Below are 20807 nucleotides of genomic sequence, written 5' to 3' on the forward strand. Positions count from 1 at the left end.
GGGCTTTCCATTTCTATCTGGTTTATTTACAGAGGTTTGTAAAGCGGAAAATAAGTTTTGACAATTAATGACATTCGTTTCAGCTTTGACAAATTTAATAGCGCTTTGAAAATGAATTTTTCAAATCTTATTCTATCCCTTAATTTTAGGTTTTTTTTGGAAACGAATGGTTCGGTATTTCATCGCAATTGTAGCCCCCCTATCCATTTCAAGCCGATGAAAAATCGGGCTTTCTATTTCTATCAGGTTTATTTACAGAGGTTTGTGAAGCTAAAAAATAGTTTTGACAAATTTAATAGCACTTTAGAAATGACTTTGTCAAAGCTTTGAATTGAGCATCAACAACTATTTTGGTATTTTAGATATTTATCAGGTATACGAGAGCATGGCCAACGAAAATAAAATAAACATGGTAGGAGCGAGCACGAAACCCGATGTTTCTTCGATTAGGTAAAAGCGAATAACTCCAAGGTGTGCCTATGGCATGGGGCTATCTAAACCGATGGAAGCTGGAGCCTGCTTTTCAAAATTAAGCATTGAAATATTGATTGCATTCTTTGCTGTCATTACACCAATAGAATTAATTTTGTTATTGTTTAGTTAAATTCATGTATTAACGGTTTTTTATTTTAATTTTGCGACAAGTTAGCCGTACATACCAACATGCCAGCAAATTCTTCGTCAGATATTTCAATTTTAGATCAATTAAGTGCTTACGGGCATAAAAAATTGGTTTTTTGTAATGATCCTGACACTGGTTTAAAAGCAATTATTGCTATTCACGATACCACATTAGGTCCTGCTTTGGGCGGAACCCGCATGTGGAGTTACGCTACAGAAGGTGAAGCTTTGCAAGATGCTTTACGTTTATCGAGAGGTATGACTTACAAAGCTGCCATTACCGGGTTAAATTTGGGTGGTGGTAAAGGCGTAATCATCGGCGATTCTAGAAAAGACAAAACTGAAACTTTAATGCGCAGCTATGGCAGGTTTATTAAAAACCTAAATGGCGAATTTATTACCGCAGAAGAGATGGGAACCAATACTCGCGATATGGAATATATCCGAATGGAAACCAACCATGTTACAGGTGTACCAGAATCTATCGGTGGAGCAGGCAATCCGGCTCCATTTACTGCGCAAGGTGTTTATTTGGGAATTAAAGCAAGCGTTAAAGAAGTTTTCGGTACTGATATGCTTGCTGGAAGAACTATTTTGGTGCAGGGAATTGGCAATGTAGGCGAACACTTAGTGGCTTTGTTGAGAAAGGAAAACGCAGAAGTATTGATCAGCGATATCAACCAAGAACAATTAACGTACGTTGCTCGCAAGTATAAAGCAAAAACAATCGAGGCAGATAAAATTTTCGGTATCGATGCAGATGTTTATGCACCGTGTGCAATGGGCGCTACAGTTAATAGCAAAACAATTGAGAAAATGAAATTTGCAATTATTGCAGGTTCAGCAAATAATCAATTAAAAGATGAGGTTGCTGATAGTGAGTTATTGCTGAAAAAAGGAATTTTATTTGCACCAGATTATTTAATCAACGCAGGCGGATTAATTTCATGCTACTCAGAATTAACCGGTTTCGGAAAAAAACGTACCGTGCAGTTAACGGAAAACATTTACGATGCCACTCGTAATGTAATTAAACTGAGTAAAACAGATCATATACCAACAAATATTGCTGCAAACCGAATTGCTGAAAAACGGATTGCAGATGTTAAAAAAATTAAATCGTCATATTAAATCAATTATTAAAACAGGTTTTAAAAAACCGCACTCGTTCTTACATTCATGTTAAATAGAAGGCACTTAAGGATCAAAGCTTTGCAAAATATTTTTGCTTGGCAAATGGCAGACAAAAAAGACATTAAAGGTGATTTAAAAACCTTAATGCAGAGCATCGATAGTGTGTACGAAATGTACATCTGGATGCTATCTTTAATGGTAGAAGTTACCGAATTTACTGCAAATGATGCTGCAGAGCGTGCAAACAAGCACATTAAAACAGCAGAGGATTTAAATCCTAACTTAAAATTATTGCACAACAAGTTTAGTGTATTAATGCAGCAAAATCCCGAGTATGTATCGGCGATTAAAAAGTACAGCATAGATTGGGGTTTCGATCCAGAAATCCGTAAAACAGTTTACAATTCTTTAAAATCATCAAAAGAATATGCTGAATATCTTGCAGATCCAAACGAAAGTTTAGAATCATCTAAAGATATTATCAAATATATTTTCAGAAAAATCATCCTAAAAAATCAAGCCATTATTCAGGTTTTTGAAGAGAAATTTATCAACTGGCAAGTAGATCACGAAGTGATGAAAGGCATGGTTGCTAAAACGCTTAAAAACTTTACATCAGACGATCCTTTCAAAAATAAGCTAACTGAAATTAGTGCAGATTGGATTGAGGATAGTAAATTTGTACAGGATTTGTTCGTTTATACTCTGCAAAATGATGCGAAGTATCAAGAAATGATTGCGGAAAGAACTAAAAATTGGGAATCTGAAAGGATTGCTTTAATGGATACTATTTTGATGAAAATGGCAATTTGCGAACTGCTTAACTTCCCATCTATTCCGGTTAAAGTTACCATTAACGAGTATCTCGAGTTATCAAAAGATTACAGTACACCGAAAAGTAACTCGTTTATAAACGGTATTTTGGACAAAATTTTAGGCGATCTTAAGAAAACCAATACCATTAAAAAAATTGGTCGCGGGTTAATTGAAGAATAAAAAAAGTTTTATGTAATTGTGCGAAAACACAGTAATATACTTTTCAAAATTAAATAATCATGAAAAAAATATTCATCCTAGCTCTTGCTTCATTATCATTTGTTGCTTGTCGCAATGCGAATACAAGTAACCCAACAGCATCTACTGTTTCGGTAGGAAATGATACGACGAGCAAAATTGCTTCACCAAATGCCCCAATAATGACTTTCGAACGCGATATTTTCGATTTCGGAAAAATTAAACAAGGAGAATTGGTTCAGCACGATTTCAAATTTAAAAACACGGGTAAAAGTCCATTAATTGTTTCGAACGCAACAGCGACTTGTGGCTGTACCGTTCCTCAAGTTCCGGGAGAGCCAATTTTACCAGGTAAAGAAGGCTCAATTAAAGTTGTTTTTAATAGCACAGGAAAAATGGATATGCAAGATAAAATAGTTACAATAACTTCAAATGCAAATCCTACAGTAAGTAAAGTACATTTGGTAGGCGAGGTGCTTGCAAAATAATTAATTTGGTTGATTTTAATGGAAGTTAGTCAGGCTGACTATAAATATAAATCATCAACTATTCACAAATAAACAAATAAATAAGAAATGATATCAACAGTAATTTTACAAGCAGCAGGTGGTAGTAATATGTTGAGCACAGTGGTGCCAATGGTATTAATCATGGTAGTTTTCTACTTTTTCATGATTCGCCCGCAAGTTAAAAAAGCAAAAGATCACAAAAAATTAGTGGCAGAATTAGGTAAAGGAGATAAAATAATTACCACTGCAGGTATTCATGGCAAAATTGTGGATTTAAACGAAACGACTTTCTTAATCGAAATTGAAAGTGGTGCTAAAATTCGTTTTGATAAATCAGCAGTTTCTTTGGATGCTACAAAAGCAGTAGCTCCTAAAGCTTAGTTTTAAAGAAATTATAAGTTAAAAGCTACTCAACTGAGTAGCTTTTCTTGTTTTATACGAATGCCAATCTAGAGCAAAAATTTATAAATGGATTTTGTAATTAATCATTAATTGTATTTGTTTTAGAGTGCCTGTTTAGTTTTGTACATTTGGCTATATTGTTGTGATGGAATGATCACTCATTCACATTGCCCATTTTACTTTTATTATGCCCTTTATTAAGTTAACCAAAATAGAGAAAAGACGTGTTTTAAGTCTGCTGGCCTGTTTGGTGCTGGCTGTAGCTGCATGGCTTTTTATGGCGCTTAATAATAAATATGTGTACACGGCTAAAACGGTTTTAATTTATAAAAACTTCCCCCAGAAAAGAGCTTTTCATCCATTACAATCTGATACGGTTGATTTGCAGGTTGAAGGAACGGGCTGGCAGTTGCTTTTTGCCAGATTAAGAATTAGTCCTCAATCTATTGCCGTTAGCTTAAATCAACTCAATACCAAGGAATTTGTTGTTTTTTCAGATCAGCTTTATAATGTAAATAAGCAGTTGGAAAGCTCTCAAAAGGTTATTTCGGTTAAGCCAGATACCTTATATTTCGACTTTACCAAAAGAACAGTTAAGCGTGTTCCAATTAAATTGATTCAAAAGGTAGATTTTGCAAAACAGTATGGCGTTTCAAGCGAGATTCTTTTGAATCCAAAATTTGTAACGGTTACCGGACCGATTGAGGAATTGGAGAAAATAAATTCATGGTCTACCGATACCTTAAAGCTTAAAAATGTTCAAAGCAGCGCAAAGGCGAGGGTTTGGATGCAACACAGTACACATAAAAATGTAAGTATTTTCCCATCTTCGGTAGAAGTTAAATTGCCTGTTGATGAGTTCACGGAGAAAACAATAGAAGTGCCACTGAAGATTATCAATAATAGAAATTACAACAGCATAAAACTTTATCCCAAAAAAGTTAAGGTTACTTTTTTGGTGGCTTTAAGCAATTATGATCAGGTTGATGAAGGGTTTATAACGGCTACCGTAGATGCTGATGAATGGCAGAGTTTACATCACAATCAACTTACCATTAAAATAACCGAGTTTCCAGATTACTGTAAACTGATTAGTATTTATCCTTCAAAAATAGATTTCATCGTAGAAAAATAATGTACAAAGTAGGGATAACAGGTGGTATAGGGAGCGGTAAAACAACTGTTTGCAAAGTATTCGAAGTTTTGGGTATTCCTGTTTTTTACGCAGATACAGTAGCTAAAGAAATTATGGTTCGAGATGAGCTCCTAATTGAAGGGATTAAAACTACCTTTGGTAAAGAAAGCTATTTTGAAGATGGGAAACTGAATAATAAGCACATAGCAAGCATTGTGTTTAATAATGAAGCGGAGTTAGCCAAACTAAATGCACTTGTTCATCCTGCAGTTTTTAGAGCTTTCGATTTATGGGAAGTACAAATTTCTGCCGAGGTTCCTTATACTTTAAAAGAAGCTGCATTACTTTTCGAAAGTGAATCTTACAAAATGGTTGATACTACAATTCTTGTTACTGCTCCACTACAAATTAAATTGGATAGAGTAGTGGCAAGAGATGGCGTTTCTGCAGAGCAGGTTAAAGCCAGAATGGATAAGCAACTATCGGATGAGGAAAAAATAAAAATGGCCAATCATTTTATCGTCAACGATGAAGAACACTCCATTATAGAGCAAGTTTTAGCATTGCATAAAGTGTTTTTGAACACAGCAATTAATTTGAAACTTCCTCAATAATCATAATTTAAACAATTTTTTCTAAAAAATATGCCAAATCCTTTAGAATCTAGCCTTATCCTTAAATTTTATAAATCCTCGTTATGATTCTAGACGATTTTATTACCATTACGCCAACAGGATTGTATTGTGTTTACGGCGATTTTTATCTAGATCCACAACAACCCGTTCAGGAGGCTGTTGTTTCTCATGCACATGGCGATCACGCGATTGGTGGAAGTGCTAATGTTTATTGTACAAAACCTACTGCAACGTTTATGAAACATCGTTACCGCAAATTTGCAGCGGTAGATTTTCATCTGAAGGAATATCATCAAACCTTTAAAATTAAAGAGGTAATCATTTCATTTTATCCTGCCGGACATATTCTTGGTTCTGCCCAAGTAATGATGGAATATCAAGGAACGAAATATCTTTATACTGGAGATTATAAAATAGAACCAGATCCAACGTGTGAGCCTTTTGAGTTTGTAAAGGCCGATGTTTTGATCACAGAAAGTACTTTTGCCAAGCCTGAAACCAAACATCCAGATCCTGCTGAGGAAATTAAAAAACTTAACGCGACCACGGCTAATATTATGCTTGGTTCTTATGCTTTAGGAAAAAGTCAACGGATAATTCAGCTGATCAACGAGCATTGCCCAACCAGAAACATAATGGTTCACTTTAGTATTATGCCCTTTATAAAAATTTATGAAGATTATGGGATAAATGTAGGTGCTTATAAAATGTACGATAGAAAAGTGATGAAGAATAATCTCGAAAATCAGGTTTATATTGTTCCGCCGATGGTTTTTCATAGTTACCATAAAGCAATTAATGTGGTTAGAGCTTTTGCCTCTGGTTGGGAAAATTTACAGCAACAAAACGGAATTTCCCTTTACATTTCCGATCATGCAGATTGGGATGCTATTTTAGAAACAATAGAAAAGGTAGAGCCAAGCCAAGTATGGACTTTACATGGTGATGGGCGACAATTGAAGGAATATTTTGGAGGTAAATTAGAGGTTAAAATCCTTAATTAAGGAGCAGGATTAAAGGGATTTAAGAATTTTCAAAATATGGCGGTCTTTTATTCGTTTTTAAATTCACTCATTCAATAATTCAAAATTCACTCATTTTAGATGAAAGAGGGCGAAGACTTTTATATTAATGAAGATGGTTTTATGGTTTTTACTGAAGCCTACCATTTAAAACGTGGCTACTGTTGCAAAAATAAATGCAAGCATTGTCCGTGGGGTTATGGAAAGAAAAAGGAAAAGAATTAGTATCCTTATTTTGTGGGAGCAACTGTTTTTGATTCCAACTTCACGCGATAATAAATATCTTCCAGTTGAATTTTGAAGCCTAATGATACGAAGGTTAGCGCATCGCTAATTGCTCTGGATTCTTTCAACTCCCAATTTTGCTTTTCATTAACATAAAAAGCTTCCACTGAAATAGATTCTGAATCAATTAAAATATATTCTTTCAAGGATGGTATGTCTCTATAAAGCTTAAACTTATTTCCTCTATCGTAAATTTTTGTAGAAGGTGAAAGGATTTCGATGATTACGGTTGGCAACAAAGCAGTATTTTCATCCTCTTCTAAATGTTTAATTTCGTTGCAATAAATAGAAATATCAGGATAAGTGAACAAAGTGTTTTCTGGAATGTTCATCCGCTTATCGCTTCCGTAAGGCCTACAAGGTCTTCCTTTAAGGCTATTTCCAATTTCTAAAAATAAGTTACTGAAAATTTCATTGTGATTATTACCAGCTCAAGCCATCGCAAATATCTCGCCCTGAAAATATTCATGCTTTTCTAACGATGCATTTTCCATTTCGAGATATTCTTCAATAGTGAAATGTCTTTTCTGATACTCTACGGCAGGTTCATTAATAATCTCATCCATGTTCTAATCTAATGAAAATTTATGAGTTAACAATCACAATTGAATTTGGAATTGCTAATGTCCTCCGGTAAAAAAACCAATTAACGCTACGCCAATGCCCAATAAAACAGCAATCATTTTACGGGTATTTATTTTATGATCGGCACTTGATTCGAATAAAATTGTTGTAGAGATGTGTAAGAAAATACCAATTACAATACCCATTATCTTATTAAAATAAGCATCAACTCCTCCAATGGTCCCATTGCTTAAACCAATGCTAACATAAAAACCAAGAGGAGCCATTACAGCAAAAAGGATTAGATACATTAAAATACTTCCTTTTTTGAAATGGTTTTGCATTAAAATACTGGCCAACGCAAATGCGGCTGGAATGTGGTGTAATGCAATTCCAAAAATGAGTTCGTTGTGCTGATCTTTGGCAAGAGGCATTCCCTCTAAAAACGCATGTAAACATAAACTGATCATAATTCCATAAGGAAAAATCTGACCATCTTGATGCTTGTGAATATGTCCATGCTCAACTCCTTCAGAAAACTGTTCTAAAAAAATCTGTAATAAAAAACCGATTAGGATAAAGATGCCAATTTCGTGGCTATCAGACCCACTGTAAGCATCGGGAATTAAATGAAGGACAGTGATGGCAAAAAGATAAGCACCACTAAAAGATAAAATAAGCTTTAAGAGTTTAGATTTATCGCTTTTAACTAAAAATATAGCAGAGCCACCTAAAAAAGCACAGAAAAAGAGTACGCAAAATTTCCAAGCTTCCATATTAAAATTCTGGTTGTAAGGTTTTAAAAATTCGGGATGTAATAAGGCCGATTGTTGTGCCTAATAAAGCGCCCACAGTAACATCAATAGGGTAATGAACACCAACATAAACTTGTGCAAAGCTTATAATTGCAGCCCAAAATAATCCGATTGGTAAAATAGGCTTCCATCTGCTGTAAAAAATACAGATCAAAAATACGGCGATAGCAAAATGATTGGTTGCATGTGCAGATGGAAAACTTAAACCGCTTCCGCAAGGAACCCGGTGAATAATATCGTTCGCTAAACTTAAATCATTACAGGGGCGTACTCTGCTTACAAATGGTTTTATTAAGCGCGATGCAACTAAATCGCCCAAGGCAAATGTAAAAAGCACCATTCCAATAATGTAGCAGCCTTGTTTTTTATATTGCACAATACAAAAAACAACAATAAATAAATAAAGGGGCGACCAAAAAAAACGGTTGCGCATTAAAGGCATTAACCAATCGAAAAATCCGTTTGAAAGACCTCGATTGATTTTCAAAAACAGTTCAACATCAAATTGCTGTATGCTTTCTATCATGCTTTTTTGCAAATTAAAATTAAGCGGTCCGAGCTTGATTCATCAAAATCATCGAGCGAATAACTACCAAAAGTGTTTTGGATTACCATCCCAGCTTTTGTAATCATTCTTGTGAAATCTTCTAAACTAAAAGCTTGAACCCGTTCTTCAAAATTGTAAATCTTATGTTTATCCTCAAAATTTATCTTTTTGATAATTTTCCCATCAATAACATTTTTGGTAATATTGAAAGTAATTCCATCTAATGATTTGGTTTCGCAAGAGTTTAAGTTGCGCACAATTTTTTCGGTGTTAAAGTAATCGATAACTAAAATTCCATCGGCATTTAAACACTTTCTAAAGGTTTTTAAAGCATTAACATGATCTTTCTCCGTATCAAAATAACCAAAGCTTGTAAAAAGATTAAGTGCAATATCGAAGTAGTTTATGTAAAATAATCTGCGCATATCATGCACCAAAAAATGGAGTTTATCATTTTCGAACTGCTTTGCATATTTTATGCTCTGCGCTGATAAATCAATTCCTGTAACATCAAAACCCTTTTTATTCAGATAAATAGAATGCCTTCCTTTTCCGCATGCAATGTCGAGCATTTTGGAATCGGTTTTAGGTTGAAGAAAATCAGTGAGTTTATCTATAAAAAATTCGGCTTCTGCATCATTTCGTTGTTGATAAAGAATATGATAATATGGCGAGTTAAACCAATATTGAAACCATTTGCGCTGCATATAAAGCCGTTTTTATTTTAGAAAGGCACAAATATAAGGTTTTGTAACTGCTAGTAAAGTTTTGATTGTTTTTTATGCAACATTATTGCATAAAGATTAAGATGACAGAGCGTTAGATTGATCAGTTTAGAAATTCATTTTAATATTTTACTTAAAATCATTGAAAAAAATAAAAAACAAATCACACGTTTGATTTAAATGATTGAACTAATTTCTATTAAATACATCGTATAAATAGATATAAAAACAATGTAAATTAAGTTGTGCGTTCCGTTCAAAATAGCTGCTATCTTGTTTTTTTTCTTATTTTTGAGCCTCAAAATAAAATACACACAGTGACTTTAATAAAATCGATTTCTGGAATAAGAGGAACCATAGGCGGAAAAGCTGGAGATGGTTTAACACCTTTTGATATAGTAAAATTTACAGCTGCTTTCGGTAGCTGGGTAGTTCAAAAAACAAATAATAAAAGAATCGTTTTAGGTCGCGATGCCCGTATTTCTGGCGAAATGGTTAATAATTTAGTTATTGGCACTTTACAAGGATTAGGGATTGAGGTAATTGATTTAGGCTTATCTACTACTCCAACAGTAGAAATTGCTGTGCCAGATGAAAACGCTGGTGGTGGGATTATTTTAACAGCGAGCCACAATCCAAAACAATGGAATGCGCTTAAGCTTTTAAACGATAAAGGAGAATTTATCAGCGATGCCGATGGTATTGAAGTTTTAGAATTGGCCGAAAGTGCAAATTTTGAGTTTGCTGAAGTTGATAAATTAGGAAAGGTAATTAAGAATGATACTTATCTTCAAAAGCATATTGATAAAGTTTTAGCATTGCCTTTAGTTGATGTTGAAGCCATTAAAAATGCTGATTTTAAAGTTGTAATAGATTGCGTTAATTCTACAGGAGGCATTTTTATTCCCGCATTATTAAAAGCTTTAGGCGTTACTAGAGTTACTGAATTGTTTTGTACACCTGATGGGCATTTTCCACATAACCCAGAACCACTTCCAGAAAATTTAACAGCAATTTCCAAAGAAGTTCAAAAGCAAAATGCCGATTTAGGTATTGTGGTTGATCCTGATGTAGATCGTTTGTGTTTTGTAAATGAGGACGGGAGCATGTTTGGCGAAGAATACACTTTAGTAGCCGTTGCCGATTATGTATTGAAAAATACACCAGGTAATACGGTTTCAAACCTATCTTCTACAAGAGCTTTACGCGATGTTACCGAGAAATCGGGATCAGAATATAATGCCTCAGCAGTTGGTGAAGTGAATGTGGTAAATAAAATGAAAGAAACCAATGCAATTATTGGTGGTGAGGGAAACGGCGGAATTATCTATCCAGAATCTCATTACGGTAGAGATGCACTGGTTGGGATTGCTTTGTTTTTGACACATTTAGCTAAATTTGGTAAATCTATTTCTCTTTTAAGAAGTAGCTATCCGGCATATTACATTTCGAAAAATAAAATTACGCTTACTGCAGAAATGGATATTGATAATTTGTTGAAGCAGGTAGAAGAGAAATATAAAAACCAGCCTTATAGTACAATAGATGGTTTAAAAATCGAGTTCGATAAAACATGGGTGCATTTACGCCGTTCTAATACCGAGCCTATTATTCGTATATACAGTGAAGCAGAAAATGAAACTGTTGCCGAAAGTTTGGCAAACAAAATCATTTCTGATATTAAAGAAATATTGAAGCTTAATTAATACTTGAGTTTACGGATCAAGATTATTTCCTTTTGATATTTCGATTTAACAATATGCTAACTTTCAATTATTCATAAAATGAAAAGGGTTTATTTAGATAATGCAGCAACAACACCTTTAGATCCAGCAGTAATTGCCGAGATGACGAATGTAATGGAAAACTATTTTGGTAATCCATCTGCCATTCATGCGCTTGGTCGTGAGGTTAGAACGTTGGTAGAAAAGGCTCGAAAAACTGTTGCAAGCTTACTAAATGCATCTCCATCCGAAATATTTTTTACATCTGGTGGTACTGAAGCAGATAATACCGCCATTCGTTGTGGAATTTCGGCTTACGGTATAAAACATGCAATTACCTCAAAAATTGAGCATCATGCAGTGGAGCAAACGCTGAATATGATGCTTAAAAATGGAGAAATTGATAAACTGAGTTTCGTTAATATCGATGAAAAAGGGAATGTAGATTTAGCTCATTTAGAGGAACTTTTGCAAAATAATGAGCGTAGTTTTGTGTCTTTAATGCATGCCAACAATGAGTTGGGAACTTTGACCGACATGATAAAAGTTGGTGAAATTTGCGAAAAATACGATGCAATTTATCATGCAGATACTGTTCAAACCATGGGGCATTATCCGCATAACGTTCGCGAACTTAAAGCACATTTTATTGTTTGCGCTGCACATAAGCTTCATGGTCCAAAGGGTGTTGGCTTTTTATTTGTAAATAGCAATATCAAAATCCCACCGATGATTTATGGTGGTGCACAAGAGCGCAATATGCGTGGCGGGACCGAAAATGTTTACGGTATTGTTGGTTTGGCAAAAGCGTTAGAAATTGCTTACTCCGAAATGGAACAACACCAAAATCATATTCAAAATTTAAAAGATTATTTAAAGGAGCAATTAATTGCTGAAGTTCCGGGGATTGCTTTTAATGGCGAAACAGATGCTGATAAAAGTCTTTACACAGTGCTAAATGTTTCTTTCCCTGAAATGGATATGGCCGATATGCTGTTGTTTAACTTGGATATTAATGGCATTTGCGCTTCTGGTGGAAGTGCTTGTTCTTCGGGTTCGAATATCGGTTCGCATGTTTTAAACGGAATTAAGGCTGATCCTAATCGTCCTTCTGTTCGTTTTTCTTTTAGTAAATATACCACTAAAGAAGAATTGGATTACGTAATAGAAAAAGTAAAAATGGTTGTTAAGCAAAATGCTTTAGCTTAAAATATTCATTAACCAAATAGGAGAGTCTCGATGCAAATCGAGACTTTTTTTTGACCAAAATTTTTTGATCAAACTTTCAATTCGTCTGCTGAAGCAAGACGGCAATGATTTCAATAGCAATAGTTTAGGGCACTTGCATTTTTATTCCCACCAAATTGTTAGCTTAATCGCGTTTTATTGCTGGTGACTTCAATCAACGATTTTAATTTGCAAACCTCAAAATTAAACCTTATATTTAATTAAGACAAAGGCAGTTAATTATTGCTATTATTTGTAGATCCTAAACGAAACCTTATCATACACCCCAAACGTATAAGGTTAAGCAAATTTATTTTTGATATTGTTTTTAAATAATCTGAAGATCAGATTAATTAAACATTCGCTTTAAATTTTATTTAACCATGAAAGCCCCTCAGGTTTTCAATAAATTTTATCGTTATGGAAAATGATCAAGTTAACCAAAACTCAGAGCACAATGCTGAGCAAGAAAAGTTAAATCCAGCTAAGAAACACGTCTTCAATTTTATACTGACATCTTTCTCAATCGAGTCTTCAAGTCATTTTAACAAAGTGCACAAAAGGAAATTTCATTCTTTTGGGAATATTCACGATTTAGGAAAATTGCCAGGAGCAATGTTGTAAATTAAATTAATAGCGCTTCATTTGGTTGATCAATCATTAACCAAGTATGAAATTGGTATGTCCAAGCTAGATGCTAGGATATTGGGAAATATAAGGAATAGATTTAATCAAAAACATTCTTAAAACGACTAACAAAAACAATATTATTTCTCAGGTGTTCCATAAGTACATCAATTTGTAATCACTATGGAAACCAATAAAGAAAAAGGAAAAGTTGTTGAGAACGACTTACTAGATAAAACAGCAGAAGATGTTAAAGAGGATAGAACGCTAGATGAAAATAAATCATCAAAGGTTACCACAAATCTTTTCAACAAGGATAAAGATCGCAAGAATAATTCATTCGGGCCAGGTCATGAACCGGGAACAACTCCAGGCTCAGGAATTTAATTATACAATTAACTTTTACGAGCAAAAATTATTAAATTTAAACCACGGCAATAGCTGTGGTTTTTTTAGATTAATCTCAAAATGGAAAGAAGAAATTTTATTAAGAATTCAGCATTGGCAATGGCTTTGCTTTCAATATATAAAACAGATGTTTTTGCGCAACAAAATCTGCTTAGAGCTTATAACTTTAAGCCCTTGCGAAATAACGTTGGAATATTTACCGAACAAGGTGGAACCATTGGTTGGTTAAATTCTTCAAGTGGTTTTGCTGTTATAGATGCTCAATTCCCAACTTCAGCACCGCATGTTATCGAAGAGTTGAAAAAACTCAATGAAAAACCATTCAAATATTTAATTAATACACATCATCACGGAGATCATACAGCAGGTAATATTGCTTTTAAAGGCTTGGCAGAGAAAGTTGTAGCGCATCAAAATTCATTGGTGAACCAAAAGAAAGCTGCAGAAAAAGCCAATAATTTAGATCAACAGTTATTGCCAGATACCACTTTTGGAACTGGATGGAAAGCACCCGTTGGCGACGAAAAAATCAGTGCATATTACTATGGTTCTGGTCATACAAACGGAGATGCTGTTTATCATTTCGAAAATGCGAATATTGTGCATGTAGGCGATTTAGTGTTCAATCGAAGATTTCCTTATATCGATAGAGAAAATGGTGCACATATTGGAAACTGGATTACCGCATTAGATAAAATTACGAGTCAGTTTGATAATGATACCCAATTCATTTGGGGACATAGCTTAGATCCAGAAAAAATAACCGGAAATAAAGCAGATGTTAAAGCTTATCAAAATTATTTAAAAAGCTTAATGACTTTTGTTGGTGGCGAAATTAAGTTGGGTAAAACCAAGGAAGATATTTTAAAAGCAACAGAAATTCCTGGAGCGCCAGAATGGAAAGGTGATGGGATTCAAAGAAGTTTAACTGCAGCTTATGACGATTTGAAGGGAGTATAAACTTCTAAAAATGCTTTAAACCACAGCTTGTAAAATCTTAAAGCTGTGGTTTTTTTATGCCCAATTATTTCCAAATCTTTTTTCAATTTATAAACATTCTATATTTAAAATAAATAGACAAGTAAATGTCAAATCGCTTATTGCTAAAGCATTATCAACTATATTTGCTCCATACCTAATCCGCATCAGATATGGATGATTTTCTCGCAGCCCGCTCCCAAATGGCCTTATCACTCGGCTTCCACATTATTTTTTCTTGCATTGGTATGGTCATGCCGTTTTTTATGGCGGTATCTCACTATAAATGGCTTAAAACGAATGATGAGGCTTATAGAAATGTAACAAAAGCTTGGAGTAAAGGGGTGGCGATATTCTTTGCCACTGGTGCTGTTTCTGGTACAATGTTATCTTTCGAATTAGGGTTGCTCTGGCCAAAATTTATGGAACACGCTGGTCCAATTTTTGGAATGCCTTTTTCCTTAGAAGGAACTGCTTTCTTCATCGAGGCAATCGCTCTGGGTTTCTTTCTATATGGGTGGGATAAGCTAAATAAGTGGTTTCATTGGTTTACAGGAATGGTTGTAGGTGTTAGTGGATTAGCTTCAGGAATTTTGGTCGTTGCAGCAAACTCTTGGATGAATAGTCCGGCGGGTTTTGATTTTGTTGGTGGAAAATATCTTAATATCGATCCTATTCAGGCCATGCTCAATAAGGCATGGTTTTCTCAAGCACTACATATGTGCCTGGCTGCTTTCACTGCCACAGGCTTTGCGGTAGCTGGCGTTCACGCACTAATGATTTTAAGAAATTCGAATAAGGATTTCCATTTAAAGGCCTTTAAAATAGCCGCTATTTTTGCCTGTATTGGTGCTTTGTTGCAACCTTTAAGTGGTGATATTTCTGCAAAGGATGTCGCTAAAAGACAGCCTGCAAAACTTGCCGCTATGGAAGCACTTTATAAAACCCAAAAGCCTGCACCTTTGCTAATCGGCGGAATTGTAAATGAGAAAGATAAGACAGTTAAAATGGCCATTGAAATTCCAGGAGCGCTGAGTTTTCTTGCTCATGGAGATTTTAAATCTGAAGTTAAAGGGCTGGATCAAATCCCTGAAGATCAACATCCACCTGTTGCGATAACGCATTACGCCTTTCAAATTATGGTAGGAATAGGAACACTGCTTTTATTTGTTGCATTAATTTATTTTTTTACACTCTTTAAAAGGAAACCTTTAACAGAAAAACGTTGGATACTTAAGTTGTTTGTCTTTGCCATTCCATTAGGGTATATCGCCTTAGAAGCTGGTTGGGTAGTTACAGAAGTTGGCCGGCAACCTTGGATAATTTATGGCATAATGCGCACAAAAGATGCCGTTACGCCAATGCCCGGCATCGCTTACTCATTTTATATTTTTAGTGCAATTTATGTGTCGCTTAGTTTAGTGGTGACTTTTTTATTGTACCGACAAATTAAAATGGTTCCTGTATTGTATAATAAACCAGCTTCGAAAATCCCAAATCAATAATTATGGAATACGTTGTAATCACCTTTTTATGTTTGGGCATTCTGCTTTATTTCTTGTTGGGCGGAGCCGATTTTGGTGCAGGAATTATCGAACTTTTTACATCGACAAAAAATAGAAGTAGAACTCGAAAAACGATGTATCAGGCCATCGGGCCAGTTTGGGAAGCAAATCATATGTGGCTTATCATTGCCATTGTAATCTTGTTTGTTGGTTTTCCGCACATTTACACCACCATGTCGATTTACTTGCACATACCACTTTTAATTATGCTTATTGGAATTATTGCCCGTGGAACGGCTTTTGTTTTTCGCCATTATGATGCCATTAAAGACGATATGCAGTGGCTTTACAATCGTATTTTTAGGTATTCTAGCTTTATTACACCTTTATTTTTGGGGATTATAGCGGGGAGCGTTATTTCAGGTCACATTGATCCAAATGCGAAAGATTTCCGCTCTGCCTATATTTACAGTTGGTTAAACTGGTTTTCGATTTCTGTTGGCTTGTTTACTGTTGCACTTTGTGGTTTCCTTGCAGCCATTTATCTTATAGGAGAAACCGAAGACAATCATGATAAGCGTCGATTTATTAAAAAGGCCGAGTATATGAATATTGCTGCAATAATATTTGGTGCAATGGTTTTCATTGCAGCACAGCTTGATAAAATTCCTTTATTTGATTGGGTTTTTAAAAATAATGTAGGAATAATTGCGATTGTCTTAGCGAGTTTATCTCTTATTTTACTTTGGTATTTGCTATTAAAAGGCAAGACAAAAGTGTTGCGAATTTTAGCTGGTTTCCAAGTAACTATGATTTTGCTTGCCATTAGTTATGCCCACTTTCCGAATTTTATTCGCTTAAAAAATGGCGATACCATTTCACTTTTCGAAAGTATTGGTCCAGAGAAAACAATTTACAGTTTAGGCTTGGCTTTGCTTTTAGGAAGCATATTAATTTTGCCTTTTCTTGGTTATTTGTTCTATAAATTTCAGAAGAAAGAGGAATAGGCTTTTTACAGGAAAAATGATTTTAAATTCTTTAGATGTGATTTTTCCTAAATTCCTCAACTGCATCTTTTAAAGTTTTCCCTTCATTATCTTTAAGCCAAGCCATAAAAAATCGATTATTTTTCCATTTTGTTCCCAAATGAGATTGAAAATACCGCCTAACATTTTGAGTGTTTTTATAGGTTTTGGTAATTGTTGTTTCATCAGTTAAAGGCTCAGAATGCCAATCAAACTTTTCCATTCACCAATTTGGAGAATTTAATTGGATTAATAAAGATTATTATCTTTTGAGCCGTTGGTTGAAACCAACGGTAATGAACTCTTGCCTATTATGTGAACTGTTTAGGCTATTACATTTCAATTTTGGTATCTTTTCTCCGTTGGTTGAAACCAACGGTAATGAACTCTTGCCTATTATGTGAACTGTTTAGGCTATTTACATTTCATTGCAAGCTGCTTTAGCTGCCTGTTTAATATATTAATCTTTTGGCTTTAGCCAAAATACGGAAATTGATAAGGACTAAACAATCAAAAGAACCACAGACTTGTATTTCTAAACCTGATTGTAGTGAAAATACTTTTTGGTGCAGCAATCTAACAGCCTTAAACTAACATTCACAAAAAGATTGCAACGAAAAGCAGGACTAACATTGAAATAAAATGCCGTCCTTGCTTTTCAGAAATAAAATAAACACCCCACCTTTAAATCACCTCTATGGAAGATGAGGATTGTATTGTGCCAAACTTTTAGCTTTGCACTTTAGTCTTTCAGCTTAATTAGCTATTTTTGGGCTTTTATAACAATTTTTCATGAGCATTTCCACACATTACAATCCTGCAGAAACCGAAGATAAATGGTACAGCTATTGGTTAGACAAAAAGTTTTTCCATTCTGAACCTGATGAGCGTGAGCCTTACACCATCGTAATTCCGCCACCAAATGTTACTGGAGTTTTGCACATGGGGCACATGTTGAACAACACGATTCAAGATGTTTTGATTCGTAAAGCCAGAATGCAGGGCAAAAATGCATGTTGGGTTCCTGGAACAGATCATGCATCTATTGCGACTGAAGCAAAAGTTGTGGCCATGTTAAAGGAGCAAGGCATTAATAAAAAAGACCTTTCTCGTGAAGAGTTTCTGAAATACGCTTGGGAGTGGAAAGAGAAATACGGCGGTATTATTTTAGAACAATTGAAGAAATTGGGTGCAAGTTGCGATTGGGATCGTACCCGTTTTACAATGGAGGAAGATCTTTCGGCAGCCGTTATCGACTCATTTATTCACTTATATAAGAAAGGATGGATTTATCGCGGAATCCGCATGGTAAATTGGGATCCTGCTGGTAAAACTGCGGTTTCTGATGAGGAAGTAATTCGTAAAGAAGTAAATCAGAAACTATACTACATAAAGTATTTAATTTCGGGCACTGAAGATCAGTTTTTAACGATTGCGACAACGCGTCCGGAAACGATTATGGCTGATGCTGCAATTTGCATCAACCCGAACGATGAACGTTTTACGCACCTAAAAGGCAAGAAAGTTTTTGTGCCTTTGGTAAACCATGAAATCCCTGTTATCGAGGATGAATATGTGGATATTGAATTTGGTACAGGTTGCTTAAAAGTTACACCCGCACATGATTTGAACGATTATGAGTTGGGTGTTAAGCATAATTTGCCTGTTACGGATATCTTAAACGATGATGGAACTTTAAACGAATTGGCTGTTATTTTGGTTGGCGAAGACAGGTTTGTTGCCCGCAAAAAGATTGCCAAAATGTTGGAAGAAGCTGGTCATTTAGATAAGGTTGAAGATTATAAATCGCAGGTTGGTTTCTCGGAACGTACCGATGCAGCTATTGAACCAAAACTTTCTATGCAATGGTTTGTGAAGATGAAAGAAATGGCTCAACCGGCTTTGGATGATGTTTTGAATGGAGAAGTAAATCTAATTCCAAATAAATTTGAAAATACCTACCGCCATTGGATGGAAAATGTTCGCGATTGGAACATTTCTCGTCAGCTTTGGTGGGGACAGCAAATTCCAGCTTGGTACGATGATAAAGGAAATTGGGTAGTTGCCAAAACTAAGGATGAGGCTTTAGAAGAATTCTGGAAGAAAAAACATTTAGATGAAAACTGTTCGGATACAGAAAAAGCTGGTTTCAAACATCAATTAGAACCTTTTTTAAGGCAAGATGAAGATGTAATGGATACTTGGTTCTCGTCATGGTTATGGCCGATCTCTGTTTTCGATGGCTTTAAAGATCCAAATAATAAAGATATAAATTACTATTACCCAACCAACGATTTGGTTACAGCACCTGAAATTTTATTTTTCTGGGTGGCTCGTATGATTATGGCCGGACATGAGTTTATGGGCAAAAAACCATTTACAAATGTTTACTTAACAGGGATTGTTCGCGATAAATTAGGTCGTAAAATGTCTAAATCGTTAGGCAATTCACCTGATCCGATTGGACTAATTGAAAAATATGGCGCTGATGCGGTTCGTGTAGGTATGTTAATGTCGTCGCCAGCGGGTAATGATTTAATGTTCGATGAAAGTTACTGTGAACAAGGGCGTAACTTCTCAAATAAAATATGGAATGCTTTCCGTTTGGTTAAAGGTTGGGAAGTTGACGAGAATTTAGAAAACCCGAATAAGCAAGCCATTTCTTGGTTTGAAAATCGGTTCAACGAATCTTTAGTGGAGATTGAGGCTAACTTTAAACAATACCGTTTATCAGAAGCTTTAATGACGACCTATAAACTGGTTTGGGATGATTTCTGTGCTTGGTATTTGGAGATGGTTAAGCCTGCTTACCAACAACCAATTGATGCGGAAAGTTACCAAGCAACCATTGCATTTTTTGAAAATATCATCAAGTTATTGCACCCGAATATGCCTTTCTTAACGGAAGAATTATGGCATGATGATTTGTTCGCTGAACGTGGTGAAATGGATTGTTGTATAGTAGCTGAATTCCCGAAAGGTGGCGCAATTGATGAGAAATTATTGAAAGATGCTGAGGTGATTAAAACCGTTATTGCCGAAATTAGAAATGTTCGTAACCAGAAACAAATTTCGCCAAAAGAGGCTTTACCTTTAAGCTTAAAGGTAAATTCTGATATCGATTATGAAAAATGGTTGAACATCGTTTTCAAATTGGCTAATGTTTCTGAAGCTGAAATCGTAAATGATAAAATTGTAGGCGCAACGGCTTTCATGGCTGGTAAAGACGAGTTTTTCATTCCATTAACAGAAAATATTGATGCTGATGCGGAGCGAATTCGCTTAAACGCTGATTTAGTTTATTTGCAAGGTTTCTTAAAATCTGTTGATGCTAAATTAAGTAATGAGCGTTTCGTGCAAAATGCAAAACCGGAGATTATTGCCAACGAGCGTAACAAAAAAGCTGACGCTGAAGCCAAAATCAAGATTATTGAGGAAAGCTTAACGATGTTGGGATAAAGCCCCACCCAACCCTCCCCAGAGGGGAGGGCTTGCATAACGGTCATATTTGGTTCAAAAAAAGGCCTTTTAAAATTAATTTTTTAAAGGTCTTTTTGTTTTTTTACCTCACTCTGTTAATGTTAGCAGTTGGGCAATTGTTGTACTCTCCCTCTCCTTGAAGAGAGGGATTTTCGGTTTTTGCATTCAACCTTGGCTCAAACCACAATCTTTATTTCCCTCTCTTCAAGGAGAGGGATGCACTAAATCCGCAATAACTTCTTGCTTTCACAGGGTGAGGTGTTTTTGCAATCAAGATGCTCAACTAAATTCAGCATGGCTAGTGTGTTAGCAAGGTTTGTAAACCTTGGTTCAAACCACAATCTTTCGTTTCCCTCTCTTCAAGAATAGGGATGCACTAAATCCGCAATAACTTCTTGCTTTCACAGGGTGAGGTGTTTTTGCAA

21 protein-coding genes and 1 pseudogene are annotated in these 20807 nt (G+C 35.2%); 16 read left to right on the forward strand and 6 right to left on the reverse strand.

Annotation, left to right across the window (positions count from 1 at the left end; all coding sequences use genetic code 11):
- Positions 1-663: 663 nt before the first annotated feature.
- From H7U22_RS13035 to H7U22_RS13070, 8 genes are all read left to right on the forward strand, one after another.
- Positions 664-1752 carry a Glu/Leu/Phe/Val family dehydrogenase gene (locus tag H7U22_RS13035; RefSeq protein ID WP_187071790.1) on the forward strand — a complete coding sequence of 363 codons (1089 nt, stop codon included), beginning with the start codon at positions 664-666 and terminating at the stop codon, positions 1750-1752.
- 48 nt (positions 1753-1800) lie between these two features.
- Positions 1801-2751, forward strand: a complete 951-nt coding sequence (gene nusB, locus H7U22_RS13040; protein ID WP_187071791.1) for a transcription antitermination factor NusB — start codon at positions 1801-1803, stop codon at positions 2749-2751.
- A 59-nt stretch (positions 2752-2810) separates the two neighbouring features.
- The gene (locus tag H7U22_RS13045; protein ID WP_187071792.1) at positions 2811-3257 is read left to right on the forward strand and encodes a DUF1573 domain-containing protein; all 447 of its coding nucleotides are present in this window, start codon (positions 2811-2813) and stop codon (positions 3255-3257) included.
- 87 nt (positions 3258-3344) lie between these two features.
- Positions 3345-3659, forward strand: coding sequence for a preprotein translocase subunit YajC (gene yajC, locus H7U22_RS13050; protein ID WP_187071793.1), 315 nt, complete (start codon positions 3345-3347; stop codon positions 3657-3659).
- Positions 3660-3867: 208 nt separating this feature from the next.
- Positions 3868-4815: a CdaR family protein gene (locus tag H7U22_RS13055; RefSeq protein ID WP_187071794.1), complete on the forward strand. Its 948-nt coding sequence runs from the start codon at positions 3868-3870 to the stop codon at positions 4813-4815.
- Complete coding sequence (gene coaE, locus H7U22_RS13060; RefSeq protein ID WP_187071795.1) at positions 4815-5429, forward strand: dephospho-CoA kinase; 615 nt, start codon at positions 4815-4817, stop codon at positions 5427-5429. Before H7U22_RS13055 ends, coaE begins: the two co-directional genes overlap by 1 nt.
- Positions 5430-5512: 83 nt before the next feature.
- The gene (locus H7U22_RS13065; protein WP_187071796.1) at positions 5513-6454 is read left to right on the forward strand and encodes an exonuclease; all 942 of its coding nucleotides are present in this window, start codon (positions 5513-5515) and stop codon (positions 6452-6454) included.
- 99 nt (positions 6455-6553) lie between these two features.
- Positions 6554-6697 carry a DUF5522 domain-containing protein gene (locus H7U22_RS13070; RefSeq protein WP_187071797.1) on the forward strand — a complete coding sequence of 48 codons (144 nt, stop codon included), beginning with the start codon at positions 6554-6556 and terminating at the stop codon, positions 6695-6697.
- Positions 6698-6702: 5 nt separating this feature from the next.
- Here the strand turns inward: H7U22_RS13070 and H7U22_RS13075 are convergent.
- The 5 genes and pseudogenes from H7U22_RS13075 to H7U22_RS13090 all read right to left on the reverse strand — a co-directional run.
- Positions 6703-7173 (reverse strand): annotated as a pseudogene (locus H7U22_RS13075) (Uma2 family endonuclease); the annotation flags it as partial.
- Positions 7174-7188: 15 nt separating this feature from the next.
- Complete coding sequence (locus H7U22_RS22860) at positions 7189-7323, reverse strand: Uma2 family endonuclease (protein ID WP_222621860.1); 135 nt, start codon at positions 7321-7323, stop codon at positions 7189-7191.
- 54 nt (positions 7324-7377) lie between these two features.
- Positions 7378-8097 (reverse strand): ZIP family metal transporter, encoded by a 720-nt coding sequence (locus H7U22_RS13080; protein ID WP_187071798.1) that lies wholly within the window; start codon positions 8095-8097, stop codon positions 7378-7380.
- A gap of 1 nt (position 8098) precedes the next feature.
- Positions 8099-8662 carry a phosphatase PAP2 family protein gene (locus H7U22_RS13085; RefSeq protein WP_187071799.1) on the reverse strand — a complete coding sequence of 188 codons (564 nt, stop codon included), beginning with the start codon at positions 8660-8662 and terminating at the stop codon, positions 8099-8101.
- Positions 8659-9390: a class I SAM-dependent methyltransferase gene (locus H7U22_RS13090; RefSeq protein WP_187071800.1), complete on the reverse strand. Its 732-nt coding sequence runs from the start codon at positions 9388-9390 to the stop codon at positions 8659-8661. The genes H7U22_RS13085 and H7U22_RS13090 overlap by 4 nt, the downstream gene beginning before the upstream one ends.
- A 335-nt stretch (positions 9391-9725) precedes the next feature.
- On the opposite strand from H7U22_RS13090, the gene glmM reads away from it, so the two are divergent.
- From glmM to H7U22_RS13125, 7 genes are all read left to right on the forward strand, one after another.
- Positions 9726-11114, forward strand: coding sequence for a phosphoglucosamine mutase (gene glmM / locus H7U22_RS13095; RefSeq protein ID WP_187071801.1), 1389 nt, complete (start codon positions 9726-9728; stop codon positions 11112-11114).
- Between the two features lie 78 nt (positions 11115-11192).
- Positions 11193-12341, forward strand: coding sequence for a cysteine desulfurase family protein (locus H7U22_RS13100; RefSeq protein ID WP_187071802.1), 1149 nt, complete (start codon positions 11193-11195; stop codon positions 12339-12341).
- Positions 12342-12779: 438 nt separating this feature from the next.
- Positions 12780-12983, forward strand: a complete 204-nt coding sequence (locus H7U22_RS13105; protein WP_187071803.1) for a hypothetical protein — start codon at positions 12780-12782, stop codon at positions 12981-12983.
- A gap of 186 nt (positions 12984-13169) precedes the next feature.
- On the forward strand, positions 13170-13373 hold the full coding sequence (locus tag H7U22_RS13110; protein ID WP_187071804.1) for a hypothetical protein: 204 nt from the start codon (positions 13170-13172) through the stop codon (positions 13371-13373).
- An 81-nt stretch (positions 13374-13454) separates the two neighbouring features.
- On the forward strand, positions 13455-14354 hold the full coding sequence (locus tag H7U22_RS13115; RefSeq protein ID WP_187071805.1) for an MBL fold metallo-hydrolase: 900 nt from the start codon (positions 13455-13457) through the stop codon (positions 14352-14354).
- 191 nt (positions 14355-14545) lie between these two features.
- Positions 14546-15877 (forward strand): cytochrome ubiquinol oxidase subunit I, encoded by a 1332-nt coding sequence (locus tag H7U22_RS13120; protein WP_187071806.1) that lies wholly within the window; start codon positions 14546-14548, stop codon positions 15875-15877.
- A gap of 2 nt (positions 15878-15879) precedes the next feature.
- A complete protein-coding gene (locus H7U22_RS13125) occupies positions 15880-16884 on the forward strand; it encodes a cytochrome d ubiquinol oxidase subunit II (RefSeq protein WP_187071807.1) in 1005 nt (334 codons plus the stop codon).
- A gap of 31 nt (positions 16885-16915) precedes the next feature.
- On the opposite strand, the gene H7U22_RS13130 is transcribed toward H7U22_RS13125, so the two are convergent.
- Entirely contained in the window at positions 16916-17125 is a 210-nt protein-coding gene (locus tag H7U22_RS13130) for a DUF6434 domain-containing protein (RefSeq protein WP_187071808.1), read from the reverse strand.
- Positions 17126-17694: 569 nt separating this feature from the next.
- Between H7U22_RS13130 and H7U22_RS13135 the strand changes: the two genes are divergently transcribed.
- Entirely contained in the window at positions 17695-20361 is a 2667-nt protein-coding gene (locus tag H7U22_RS13135) for a valine--tRNA ligase (protein ID WP_187071809.1), read from the forward strand.
- The last annotated feature ends 446 nt before the right edge of the window (positions 20362-20807 follow it).

Source organism: Pedobacter fastidiosus (assembly GCF_014306625.1).
Taxonomy (GTDB): Bacteria; Bacteroidota; Bacteroidia; order Sphingobacteriales; family Sphingobacteriaceae; genus Pedobacter; species Pedobacter fastidiosus.